The sequence below is a fragment of the Pseudomonas frederiksbergensis genome (assembly GCF_003732275.1).
GTDB lineage: Bacteria > Pseudomonadota > Gammaproteobacteria > Pseudomonadales > Pseudomonadaceae > Aquipseudomonas > Aquipseudomonas frederiksbergensis_H.
On record NZ_MOBM01000039.1, the window covers coordinates 623,167 to 636,039 of the forward strand.

General features: G+C 59.5%; 9 protein-coding genes. 1 reads left to right on the forward strand and 8 read right to left on the reverse strand.

Going from position 1 to position 12,873, the window contains the following annotated elements; translation table 11 throughout:
• Nucleotides 1-128: 128 nt before the first annotated feature.
• The 6 genes from BK662_RS28975 to aceK form a co-directional block, all read right to left on the reverse strand.
• Nucleotides 129-1,472, reverse strand: coding sequence for an OprO/OprP family phosphate-selective porin (locus BK662_RS28975; RefSeq protein ID WP_123360375.1), 1,344 nt, complete (start codon nucleotides 1,470-1,472; stop codon nucleotides 129-131).
• Nucleotides 1,473-1,704: 232 nt separating this feature from the next.
• Nucleotides 1,705-1,941 (reverse strand): anti-sigma factor family protein, encoded by a 237-nt coding sequence (locus BK662_RS28980; RefSeq protein ID WP_008071928.1) that lies wholly within the window; start codon nucleotides 1,939-1,941, stop codon nucleotides 1,705-1,707.
• On the reverse strand, nucleotides 1,935-2,549 hold the full coding sequence (locus tag BK662_RS28985) for an RNA polymerase sigma factor (RefSeq protein ID WP_123360376.1): 615 nt from the start codon (nucleotides 2,547-2,549) through the stop codon (nucleotides 1,935-1,937). Before BK662_RS28985 ends, BK662_RS28980 begins: the two co-directional genes overlap by 7 nt.
• A 191-nt stretch (nucleotides 2,550-2,740) precedes the next feature.
• Nucleotides 2,741-3,862 carry a beta-ketoacyl-ACP synthase III gene (locus BK662_RS28990; protein WP_123360377.1) on the reverse strand — a complete coding sequence of 374 codons (1,122 nt, stop codon included), beginning with the start codon at nucleotides 3,860-3,862 and terminating at the stop codon, nucleotides 2,741-2,743.
• A gap of 373 nt (nucleotides 3,863-4,235) precedes the next feature.
• A complete protein-coding gene (gene hrpA, locus BK662_RS28995) occupies nucleotides 4,236-8,147 on the reverse strand; it encodes an ATP-dependent RNA helicase HrpA (RefSeq protein ID WP_123360378.1) in 3,912 nt (1,303 codons plus the stop codon).
• A 224-nt stretch (nucleotides 8,148-8,371) separates the two neighbouring features.
• Complete coding sequence (gene aceK, locus BK662_RS29005; RefSeq protein ID WP_123360379.1) at nucleotides 8,372-10,093, reverse strand: bifunctional isocitrate dehydrogenase kinase/phosphatase; 1,722 nt, start codon at nucleotides 10,091-10,093, stop codon at nucleotides 8,372-8,374.
• 129 nt (nucleotides 10,094-10,222) lie between these two features.
• Between aceK and BK662_RS29010 the strand changes: the two genes are divergently transcribed.
• Entirely contained in the window at nucleotides 10,223-11,131 is a 909-nt protein-coding gene (locus BK662_RS29010; RefSeq protein ID WP_123360380.1) for a DMT family transporter, read from the forward strand.
• Nucleotides 11,132-11,330: 199 nt separating this feature from the next.
• Here BK662_RS29010 and BK662_RS29015 read toward each other — a convergent pair whose 3' ends face one another.
• Nucleotides 11,331-12,194 (reverse strand): DMT family transporter, encoded by an 864-nt coding sequence (locus tag BK662_RS29015; protein WP_123360381.1) that lies wholly within the window; start codon nucleotides 12,192-12,194, stop codon nucleotides 11,331-11,333.
• A gap of 106 nt (nucleotides 12,195-12,300) precedes the next feature.
• Entirely contained in the window at nucleotides 12,301-12,465 is a 165-nt protein-coding gene (locus BK662_RS34975; RefSeq protein ID WP_165353262.1) for a hypothetical protein, read from the reverse strand.
• Between the last annotated feature and the right edge of the window lie 408 nt (nucleotides 12,466-12,873).

A 12,873-nucleotide genomic window follows, 5' to 3' on the forward strand; every position in this document is an offset into this window, starting at 1 on the left:
CTACAGATGGGACGAGTATCGCTTATCTGATTGCCTAACCCGAAACAAAAAAAACCCCGCCGAAGCGGGGTTAAAACGAGAGGAGCTTTAACGGATGAAGAAAGAGCTCTTACAGCGTTTACTGCAATTTAGAACACGTATTGAGCGCGGACCACGAAGCCGTCACCGCTGTCATCACCGGTACGACGTGCCGGGGTAGTACCGCTGGCAGCCGTGGCATTGGTCACGTTGTCAGTCTTGGCCTTGAGGTAGGCGCCAGTGATTTTTACCGCTTCGTTGGCGTACCAGTTGACGCCCAGGGTATGCACCTTGGCTTCGGCATCGCCGACATCGCGGGTCAGGCTGGCGGTGGTGATGTTGTCGTCTTCGACGGTCAGGCTGTCGTAACGATAGAACAGCTCCCAGGCGCCGATGGATTTGTTGGCTGGCTTGATCGCATCGAACTTGCCGACTTTATAGCCACGGGCTTCGCCGGTGAGGGTGTAGGCACCCTGAACGTAGAAACCGTGACCCTTGATGTCTTCAAGGTTGCTGGCATCGGCCTTGGTTTTGCGGGCGACGTATTCACCCTGGATCGAGGCCGGGCCCATGGCGAATGCGGCTTCCAGGCCGTAAGCGTCGTCACGGTCATAAGAGCCGGCAGCCGAAGTGGAACTGCCGCCCAGCACCGGACGGTTGCCGTTGGTGCCAGCATCATTGCCGCCGAGGGTTTCCACACCACGCATGCCCATGCGGGTGCGATAACGCGAATCGAAGGCCGTGTCGGAGACATCACGGGAAGCCACGTTCACACCAAAGTGCAGCACGTTGCCGGCGTCATGCATCGGCGCGAATACAAAGCGGCCGTTGACCTGTTTGACGCTGTTGCCATCGGTATCGTCGGTGTCTTTGCTGAACACGCCGGCGGAAGCGTAGAACGAATCAGCGAAGGTGCTGGAGGCTTGCAGGCCCAGACCATTCTGGTGGCTGTTCGCCCAATCGACCATGTCGTAGGCCATGTTGCGTTCTGGTGCGGTAACCCACTTGGAGCTGGTGGCTTTTTCCAGGCCGAAGTCCGGATCGAAACGACCGACTTTGATTGAGACCGGTTTGAAGCCGTTGTAGGCCAACGACGCTTCGTCGAAGTAACCGTTGTCGGAATCACCGCTGTTGTGGGAGAAGTCGTAGTTGATGGTGTAAGCCCAATCCGTGTACAGCACACCAGACAGCTCCAGGAAGCCACGACGGATGTAGGCAGCGTCAGCGGTATCGCCGTTTTTGGTGTAGACGCCATCGAACTGGCTATAGTCCGCCTGCAAGCGACCGCCGAGTTTGAAGCTGAATTCTTTATCGGTAGTGGCGACTTCGAGGCCGCCCTTGGTTTTGACTACGATATCGGCGCCGTCAGAGGTGACGGTGCCAGCGAAAGCCTGGGCGGTTACTGCCATGGCCAGTACGCTGGCGGCAAAACCGGCGAAGTGCTTACGGATCATCGAAGAGTTCCCCTAATTGGTGGTCTGTAGCTTGGAAACACGCGGGTCTGGCCCGCTTGTGTTGGGAGGGAATCTTGGGGGCGCGGTATTTCAGCCGGGTTGCTGATAGATAAAGATTTTATGACAGGGGAACTTTTTTACTTCGAATTGAAATAACAGAAAAGCAGCCACGGAAGATGAGCTGCAAGCCGCAAGCTAGAGCGGCTGAAGAGGTGTGTTACGGACGGGGAAACTACGGTTTGTTCTTCAGATGCTCGTTGGCAAGCCGTTCAGCCAGCGCATCCAGATCAGCCACAGGTGGCTCGGGCATCACTTTCAGGGTGGCCTGCATCAACCGCATCTGCCGAATGAACCGTCGGCAATTGGGGCAGAACATCAAATGATGCCGCACCATCAGTCGCTCGCGAAAACTCAACTGGCCATCGAGATAATCACTGGAGCGCGCCACTTGTTCCTTGCAGGTCAACATTCGCCGGTTTCCTCAAAGTGCTCCACGGTCGCAAAGACCTTCAACCGAGCCCGATGCAGCAGCACACGAACATTGGAGAGCGAGACCTCCAGAAGATTACAGATCTCCTCCAGCTCCAGTCCTTGTCGTTCGCGTAACAGCAAAACACTGCTTTGCAGTTCCGACAGGCTGAGCAACGTGTGCTCCAGACATTCGCGCAGTTCGTTTTCGGTCAACAGAGCCTCTGGCGTGTCCTGATGCCAGGCGTACGGCGCCACCAGCCAATGACCATCAGTCGATGAAAAACGATCGTCATCGACCGTGCCGTGAGGCGACGGCAGGTCATCGAGCAGCACTTCCCGGCGGTTTTGCTTGTAGCGGCTTTTGGCCGAGTTGGCGGTGATGGTCAGCAGCCAGGTCTTGAGGCTCGAACGCCCCTCGAACCCGCCGAGATTGCGCACCACCGACAGCCAGGCATCCTGTACTACCTCGTCGACGTGTCGGTTGCCGACGATGGCATAGGCCACCGCGCGCATGGCGCTCTGGTAAGTGCTGACCAGTTCCTTGAAAGCCCTCTGCTCGCCCGCCAGCAGGCGTTCGATCAATAGGGTGTCGTCAGCTGCGGCCATGCAAACCTCGTTTCAGAACCCACCGATATTCCAGTGTCGGACACCATTGTGGGAGCGGGCTTGCTCGCGAAGAGGGAGTGTCGGTCGACATGAATATTGCCTGATACACCGCCTTCGCGAGCAAGCCCGCTCCCACAGGTTCCGCGCCTTAACCGAGAATGGCATTGGGACAATGCCACCTCGCGACAGCTTCAGCGCTTGCGCAGAATCACGCTACCGATCGAGTAGCCAGCGCCGAACGAGCTGAGTACAGCCAGCGAACCGCTGACCAGATCGTCCTGATTTTTGTGAAACGAAATCACCGAACCGGCCGAACTGGTGTTGGCATAGGTGTCGAGAATCACCGGGGCTTCTTCTTCGGTGGCTTCGCGGCCCAGCAGCTTCTTGACGATCAAGTGGTTCATGCTGAGGTTGGCCTGGTGCAGCCAGAAGCGCTTCACGTCGCTGACGTTGAGCTGGTTTTCTTCCAGGTGCGTGGCGATCAGCTCGGCGACCATCGGGCAGACATCGCGGAACACCTTGCGGCCTTCCTGGACAAACAGTTTGTCGGGGGCACCGATGCCCTCTTCCGCAGCGCGGTTGAGGAAGCCGAAGTTGTTGCGGATGTTGTTGGAGAACTTGGTCAGCAGTTTGGTGCTGACCACGTCGAACTGATACTTGGACGTCGCGAGATCCGCACGTTCGATGATCACCGCGGTGGCGGCGTCGCCGAAGATGAAGTGGCTGTCGCGGTCACGGAAATTCAGGTGACCGGTGCAGACTTCCGGGTTGACCATCAGGATCGCCCGGGCCTGGCCCAGTTGCACGCTGTTGGCCGCAGCCTGGATGCCGAAGGTCGCCGAGGAACAGGCGACGTTCATGTCGAAACCGAAACCCTGAATGCCCAGCGCTTCCTGAACTTCGATGGCGATGGCCGGGTAGGCGCGTTGCAGATTGGAGCAGGCGACGATCACACCGTCGATGTCAGCGGCGGTCTTGCCGGCACGCTGCAAGGCTTGTTCGGCTGCACCGATGGCCATCTGGCAAAGCACCGACCACTCGTCGTTGGAACGTTCTGGCAGGCGTGGTGCCATGCGCTGCGGATCGAGAATGCCGTCCTTGTCCATGACAAAGCGGCTTTTGATGCCAGACGCTTTTTCGATAAACGCTGCGCTGGATTCGGTCAATGCCTGGATTTCGCCGCGCGCGATGGCGTCGGCGTTGTCGGCGTTGAACAGCGCGACGTAAGCGTTGAAAGACTGCACCAGCTCTTCATTGGAAATGCTGTTGGCCGGGGTGTACAGGCCGGTGCCGCTGATGACGACGTTATGCATGGTCGTTTCTCTAATCCGTTCAGGCAGAAAGCGCTGGCACCGACGTACCAACACACAAAGGGTCTATTCCAGGTTCCGGACGCAAACCTGGCATCGCTTTATTCCGATCCGCCCGGGCCCGTGAAGGCTCAAAACCGCGGGACTGGCGTTTATAGGCGCGAAGTTTGCCATAAACGTTGGCTTTTGGCGCCTTTTGCTGGAACAACAGCATACGTGTGGGAGCCGGTGTGGCGAGGGGGCTTGCCCCCGTTCGGCTGCGTAGCAGTCGTAAAACCAGCGCACTCGGTATAACTGATACACCGGGGCCGCAGGTTTGGGGCGGCTTCGCCACCCAACGGGGGCAAGCCCCCTCGCCACACCGGCTCCCACAGGATCAAGGTTCGACCTGGCTCCATTGCTTGTTCAGGCGCTTGTCGGAGATCGGTACCTTGGTCCCCAATTGCTGCGCGAACAGCGAGACCCGGTATTCCTCCAGCCACCAGCGATAGAGTTCCAGCTGCGGATCGCGCTTGCCTTCCTGGGCGTGTTTGTTGGCGCGGGTCTGGTATTGAGCCCAGAGGCCGGACAACTCACCACTCCAGACCCGGTCTTTCTGCACCTGAGCGCCGAGTTTTTCGAAACGTTGCTCGACAGCCTTGAGGTAACGCGGCAGTTCCTTGAGCCACGGCATCGGCGTTTCACGCACGAACCCCGGATACACCAGATGACTGAGCTGCTGCTTGATGTCGTTCAAGGCCACGGCTTGCGCCAGATCGATCTTGCCCTTGAAGCGTTTTTGCAGGCCATGCCACAGTTTGAGAATCTCCAGCGTCAGCTTGGCCAACCGTTCGGCGTGCTCGGTCCAGCCACCGCGTTTACGCTCAGCCAGCGACGCCAGTCCGGCGCCATCGCGTGGCAATGGGTCTTCACCGTCGAGAATGCAGCTGTCGAGACTGGCCAGCAGAATGTCTTCCACCAGGCTGTCGATGCGCCCCAGTTCGCGGTACATCAGGCCCAACTCGGTCAGCCCCGGCAACTTGCCGCGCAGGAACTTCGCCGGTTCCGCCAATTGCTGCATCAGCAAACGCTGCAAGGCCCGGCGATGCTGGAACTCGGCTTCGGCCGGGGTCGAGAATCGACCTTCCTTGACGGTGCCGCCCTCTTCCACCAGCGCCGGATACACCGTCATCGATAGCCCGGCGATTTTCTGCTGGGTTTTTTCGGCCACGGCGGCAAAGACTTTCGGCTCCACCGGTTGTTGGCTCTTCGCCGTTTGCGGTACCGCCAACGCAGCCTGACTGGCCTCGGCAAAGCGTGCGGTCAGTTCGGCCAAGTCACGGCCTTCGCCGAGAAACTTGCCCTGACCGTCGACGATTTCCAGATTCATCCGCAAATGGCTTTCGACCTGCTGCGAGGCTTCGGCCCAGGCTTCATCGCTGACCCGCGCACCGGTCATGCGCAACAACTCGCGGCCCAGCGCCAAAGGCAACGAGCCCTCGGCAAACGTGATGCGCTGCAACGCGGCTTTGACGAAGTCCGGCACCGGCACGAAATTCTTGCGCAGAGCCTTGGGCAGGTTGCGCACCAGCGCGATGCACTTGGCCTCGATCACCCCCGGCACCAGCCATTCCAGACGTTCCGGCGGCAACATCGGCAACAGCGGCGCCGGCACGCGCAAGGTCACGCCATCACGGGGATGGTTGGGCTCGAAGTGATAACTCAGCGCCAGTTCCAGATCGCCGATGTGCAGGGTATCCGGGTAATGCGCGGCGGTGACCTCGCTGGCTTCGCGAGCCAGCACGTCTTCTTCGCGCATGATCAGCAACTGCGGATCTTTCTGGCTGTTGACCCGGTACCAGCTGTCGAAAGTCGCGGTCTGGTGAATCTCTGCCGGCAGTCGCGCATCGTAGAAGGCGAACAAGGTTTCTTCGTCGGCGAGGATGTCGCGGCGGCGGGCCTTGGCTTCCAGTTCGTCGAGCTGTTCCAACAACTGTGCATTGGCAGACAAACACTTGGCTTTGGATTGAATCTCGCCACGCACCAGACCTTCGCGAATAAAAAATTCACGAGACACCACCGGGTCGATCGGCCCGTAATGCACCGGCCGACGCCCGACCACGATCAGCCCGAACAGGGTGATTTGCTCGAAAGCCACGACCTGACCGCGCTTCTTCTCCCAGTGGGGTTCGAAGTGGTTTTTCTTGATCAGGTGCCCGGCCAGCGGCTCGATCCAGTCGGCGTCGATCTTGGCGACCATCCGCGCGTAGAGTTTGGTGGTTTCCACCAGTTCGGCGGTCATCAGCCATTGTGGACGCTTCTTGCCCAGGCCCGACGACGGGTGAATCCAGAAGCGCCGCTGACGGGCGCCGAGGTAATCGCCGTCTTCGGTTTTCTGGCCGATCTGGCTGAGCAATCCGGAGAGCACGGCTTTGTGCAGTTTCGGGTAATCCGCCGGCTCTTTGTTGAGGCTCAACTGCATGTCGCGGCAGATCAGGCTCAACTGACGATGGGAGTCGCGCCACTCGCGCAGGCGCAGGTAATTCAGAAAATTCTTGCGGCACCAGTTACGCAGCGGACTGGCCGTCAGCGCCTGGCGCTGCTCTTCAAAACCACGCCACAGATTAACCAGCCCGGCGAAGTCCGAGTCCACGTCTTTCCACTGGGCGTGGGCCTGATCCGCCGCTTGCTGACGCTCCGGCGGACGTTCGCGCGGGTCCTGAATCGACATGGCGCTGGCGACGATCAGCACTTCCTGCAAGCTGCCAAGTTTCGCCGCTTCCAGCAGCATGCGGCCCATGCGCGGGTCCACCGGCAGCCGCGCCAGTTGGCGACCAAGCGGCGTCAGCTGACTGTTGCGGTCCACCGCCGAGAGTTCTTGCAGCAGGTTGAAACCATCGCTGATGGCTTTGCCGTCAGGCGGCTCGATAAACGGGAAGTCGGTGATCTCGCCGAGGCGCAGATGAAGCATCTGCAGAATGACTGCTGCGAGGTTGGTCCGCAGGATTTCCGGGTCGGTGAATTCCGGCCGACCGATGAAATCTTCTTCGCTGTAGAGGCGGATGCAAATACCCGGCTCGACCCGCCCGCAACGGCCTTTACGCTGGTTGGCGCTGGCCTGGGAAATCGCTTCGATGGGTAGGCGCTGGACCTTGGCGCGGTAGCTGTAACGGCTGATGCGCGCGGTGCCGCTGTCGATCACGTAACGAATGCCCGGCACCGTCAGCGAGGTTTCGGCGACGTTGGTCGCCAGTACCACGCGACGCCCAGGGTGCGACTGGAAAATCCGCTGCTGCTCGGCCGGCGACAGCCGCGCGTACAACGGCAGAATCTCGGTGTGTTTGAGTTGGGCCTTGCGCAGCATGTCGGCGGCGTCGCGAATCTCCCGCTCGCCGGGCAGGAACACCAGCACATCGCCGGGGCTCTTGCGCTCACTGCGTTCGAACGCGGCAATTTCGTCGAGGGTGGCGAGGATCGCCTGATCCACGGTCAGGTCATCCTCGACACGGTTGCCCTCCTCGTCCTGCTCCAGGGTCAGCGGGCGATACCAGGTTTCTACCGGGAAGGTACGGCCGGAGACCTCGACAATCGGCGCATCATCGAAATGCTTGGAAAAACGCTCGAGGTCGATGGTCGCCGAAGTGATGATGACTTTCAGATCCGGACGACGCGGCAGCAGGGTTTTCAGGTAACCGAGCAGGAAGTCGATGTTCAGGCTGCGTTCGTGGGCTTCGTCGACGATGATCGTGTCGTAGCGTTCGAGGTAGCGGTCGTTCTGGGTTTCCGCCAGCAGGATGCCGTCGGTCATCAGTTTGATCAGAGTGTTGGAATCGCTCTGGTCCTCAAACCGCACCTGATAACCGACCAGCGCGCCCAGCGGTGTCGCCAATTCTTCAGCGACCCGGCTCGCCACGCTGCGCGCGGCGATTCGACGGGGCTGGGTGTGGCCGATCAGACCATGCTGGCCGCGGCCGATTTCCAGGCAGATTTTCGGCAACTGGGTGGTTTTACCCGACCCGGTTTCGCCGGCAATGATCAGCACCTGATGCTTGAGCAGCGCGGCTTTGATTTCGTCGCGCTTGGCGGCGATCGGCAGGCTGTCGTCGTAACGAATCACCGGCAGGCTGGCGCGCCGCGCCAACACCTGATCACAGGACGCCTGCGTGCGCGTCACCCACTGGGCCAGTTTGGCCTCGTCAGGTTTCTTGCGCAGCTCAAGCAACTGCCGCCGCAGCCGGTGGCGGTCGGCGAGCATGGCGTGATCGAGGTTTTTCAGCAGTTTGTCGATGGAAGGCGATTCGTCAGTCATCAGGTACGCAAAAGTCGTCTAGTGGCGCAGGGGGCGGATTGTCGCAGATTTGAGGCGCTGAGTGACGCGCTTTTGTGGCGAGGGAGCTTGCTCCCGTTCGGCTGCGAAGCAGTCGTAATCCTGTCATCGCGGTTTGCCTGAAGTTCCGAGATGAATGGTTTTGGGGTCGCTTCGCGACCCAGCGGGAGCAAGCTCCCTCGCCACAGTGTGTTCACTCAGGCGGGCTACTCGTTATCGAGGCCCTTGCGCCGATACGGGAACACATCAATCACCTTCCCCGCTCGAATTGCCTCCTGCAAACTCTTCCAGTAATCAGCGTTGTACAACTCGCCATGCAACTGATCGAACAACTTTCGTTGCCCCGAATCGGCAAACAGGAACGGTGGAAACTCCTCGGGGAATACATCCAGTGGCCCGATCGAGTACCACGGTTCGGAGGCCATTTCATCTTCCGGTGTGCGCGGTTGCGGGATGTGGCGGAAGTTGGCTTCGGTCAGGAAGCAGATCTCGTCGTAGTCATAAAACACCACACGACCGTGACGGGTGACGCCAAAATTCTTCAGCAACATGTCGCCGGGGAAAATGTTCGCCGCCGCCAGTTGCTTGATCGCCAGACCGTAATCCTCCAGCGCCTCGCGAACCTGCGCCTCGTTGGCGTGTTCCAGATAGAGGTTCAGCGGCGTCATCCGGCGTTCGGTCCAGCAGTGGCGAATCAGCACCGTGTCACCTTCCAGCGATACCGTGGACGCGGCCACTTCGAGCAACTCTTCCAGGCATGCCGGCTCGAACTTGCTCAACGGGAAACGGAAGTCGGCGAACTCCTGGGTATCGGCCATGCGCCCGACCCGGTCGACGCTTTTCACCAGGCGATACTTTTCGATCACCGTGGCGCGGTCGACGTTTTTCGACGGTGAAAAGCGGTCCTTGATGATCTTGAAGACGGTGTTGAAGCCCGGCAAGGTAAACACGCTCATGACCATGCCGCGCACGCCGGGGGCCATGATGAACTGATCGTCGGTGTTGGCCAGGTGATTGATCAGCGCCCGATAGAACTCGGACTTGCCATGCTTGTAGAAGCCGATCGAGGTGTACAGCTCGGCGATGTGCTTGCCCGGCAGGATGCGTTTGAGAAAGCCGATGAATTCCGCCGGCACCGGCACATCGACCATGAAGTACGAACGGGTGAAGGAGAAGATGATCGACACCTCCGCCTCGTCGGTGATCAGCGCATCGATCTGGATGCCCCGACCTTCGCGGTGCAGCAGCGGAATCACCAGCGGCCATTGCTCGTCATGGGTGTAAATGCGCCCCACCAGATAGGCGCCCTTGTTGCGGTAAAGCACCGAGGAAAACAGCTCGACACTCAGCTCCGGGTCCTTGCAGACCCAGTCCGGCAGGTTCTCGCGCAATTGCGCTTCGAGGCGACGCAGGTCGCCGGAAAGATCGGCGTAATCTTCGCTGAAGCGGTAGTCGGCAAAGATGCTCGTGAGCATGCCGGCCAACTGCCCCTGCGGCTTGTAGGTGCGGGTTTGCGCGGCCCGGGCGCGGCGCAGGCTCGGCCGGGTGGTGTGGATGAACATGCAGCCGTCGCTGATCAGGTCATGGCTGAACAGCCCGCAGAAAATCGAGTTGTACCAGGTCTCGGACAGTTCATCGTCGAAGCGCAGGTCGATCAAGCTGATGTAAGCGCTTTTGACCAGCGGCCAGTTGCTGACATCCATCAGCACCTCGGTCGCGAACGACGCGTGCAAGCGCCCTACCGTTTCGCCGACCTTTTCCTCGTAGAGGTTGATTCGCGCCGCCGACGCGACTTGCGTTTCCTGCCACTGGGCCTGCTCGAAACGGGCTCGGGCGCCGTCGGTGATCTGACGGAAATGCTCGCGGTAATCGTCAAAGCCATCGAGGATCGTTCGGGCGATGTCGGCGGCTGGCCATTGCTGCGGCATAGGTAAAACCTCGGCGGCTGTTCTTGTCGTTGGAGTCTGAGCTTAGTGGCCCTGTATGAAGCAACGCAACCATTGCCTTGTGCCCTGACTGGCGCGACACTTGCGCGCCAATCAAGGAAGGAAAGTGCTGTGAACCCCGTCGATATCCTGCGTATGTTGTCGCTTGCCGCCATTTGGGGTGCGAGTTTTCTGTTCATGCGCGTTATTGCCCCAGTGATTGGCACAATCCCCACTGCTTTTTTTCGCGTGTCGATTGCCGCCGTCGGGCTGCTGGTGATCCTTGGGCTGATGCGCATCAGCTGGGATTTCAAAGGCAAGCTCAAGACGGTGATGCTGCTCGGGATGATCAACTCCGGGATTCCAGCAACCCTCTATTCCGTGGCCGCCCAAGTGCTACCGGCCGGTTACTCGGCGATTTTCAACGCCACCACGCCTTTGATGGGGGTATTGATCGGCGGCCTGTTCTTCCATGAAAAACTCACCGCCGCCAAGTTGGGTGGAGTATTTCTCGGCCTGTTCGGCGTCGGCATCCTCACCCGGGCCGGGCCGGTAGCGTTCAACCTGGAACTGCTGATGGGCGCGCTCGCGTGTCTGATGGCCACCACCTGCTATGGCTTTGCCGGGTTCCTCGCCCGGCGCTGGCTCGACCATGCCGGCGGCCTCGACAGTCGCCTTTCGGCGCTGGGCAGCATGCTCGGCGCGACGTTGTTGTTGCTGCCGCTGTTTGGCTACAGCGTGATCAGCCAGCCACCGGCGAGCTGGGGCGGCTGGAATGTCTGGTTGTCGTTGCTGGGGTTGGGTTTGGTATGCACGGCCTTTGCCTACATTATTTACTTCCGTTTGCTGACTTCGGTTGGCCCGGTGAAATCCATGACCGTGACCTTCATGATCCCGCCGTTCGGGGTGTTGTGGGGGGCGTTGCTGCTGGATGAGCCATTGTCGATGGCGCACCTCTATGGCGGGGTGTTGATTGCAGTGGCGTTGTGGTTGGTGTTGAAGCCGGCGGTGGTGAAGACGGCTGAGGTGGCTGCCCGGTAGTGATGGGGTGTTGCTGATGACGCCTTCGCGGGTAAGCCTCGCTCCTACACTGGAAATGCATTCCCCCGTAGGAGCTGCCGAAGGCTGCGATCTTTTGATCTTGCTCTCCGGTGGCCCCGAAAAGATCGCAGGCTACGCCAGCTCCTGCATTGGATCGAAGATCCAGTGCGGGAGCTGTGCCTGGAGCGGCCTTTCGGCTTCAAGCGCTCTTACGGAACACAAACATCAGGCCGACGATGATCAGCCCCATGCCCAACAGACTCAACGCCGCCAGTCGGTTGCCGAAAAACAGGTAATCCATCACCGCCGTCACTGCCGGCACCAGGTAGAACAGGCTGGTGACATTCACCAGATTGCCCCGGGCGATCAGTCGATACAGCAGCAGCGTCGCCAGCACTGATACCACCAACCCCATCCACAACACCGGCACGATGAACCCTGTGCTGTGTTCGACGTGAAACGGCTGGAACGGCACGAAGATCCCGCAGAGCAACAACCCCGCCAGGTACTGCACCGGCAGCGTGCCGAGGGGATTGTCGGTGATGCGCTTCTGCATGATCGAACCGAAGGTCATGCTCGCCAGCGCCAGCAAACCGAAGAGCATGCCCGCCAAAGACATACCGGCCAAACCAATGCCCTGGTAAACCACCATGATCAACCCGACCAGGCCCAACGCCAGACCGAACATCCGGCTTATTGATCGGTGCCGCTCCATGATCACTACGGTGAGAATCGGTTGCACGCCCATGATGGTTGCCATCACACCCGGTGTGACTTTGAGGTCGAGAGCCAGCAGATAGAAAATCTGATAAGCACCCAGCAACACCACGCCCGTGGCCATCGCATACAACATCGGCTTGCCGCCCTTGGGCAGTTTCAGCTTGAGCAACGGCGCCAGTAGCACCAGCCCGCACAAGGCAATGGCGAAACGAACCAGCAGAAAGGCAAAGGGTGACGCATGGGCCAGGCCCCATTTGGAGAAGATCGCCCCGCTGCTCCACAGCAGAACGAACAGGCTCGTGGACGCCGCCGCGAGCGCGGTTTTTTTCGAAAGGACAAACATGAATACCACCTGTAGTCAGGCAAAAAGCCAACTCAGCCGAGGCTGAAATTCAGTAGTTTTTTCAGGCGCTTTTCAAACGGGCATGGGAACAGCAGAAAAAAGCTGATCAGCCCGAGAAGCCAACGCCTGGCGGTGATACGACTGCGCACACCGGCGTGCTACTGACAGGTGGAGGGTAATGACTGATCTGCGCAGGCTGCTGATTCCCGCACGGCACGACGCCAGCGTTGACCGCTGAATCGACTACCGCGTTGATGAGGGAAGCTGGCATGGGCTGATCTTTTTTTGATGGGTGAAAGCGTGGTTCAGGAAACCACAGAGCGCCGACTATAACCAGCGTGTGACATGGATTGCAATGACTTGGACAAAGGGCCAGTAAGGACAGCCAGGGAAGCGCTGGTTACTCTGGGAGAAATGGAATCGCCCGTGATGGGGACATGGAATGCAAGAGATCAAATGCCCAGGGAACGGAGGGAAGATGCGCAAAGTGATCAAAAAATCCCCCACAAGGAAGAGCTCATCCACTACAAAAAAGTCTATTGCGGTAGAACTGACAGCCAGTCAACGGCGCATTCTGCAGGTTGTTGCAATGGGTACCGAAACCGAAGAACCTAGCCTGCTCGCCGGGCGTCCCTAAAACTCGCGGGCAAAAAAAACCGCTCTCCAGGAGCGGTTTTTC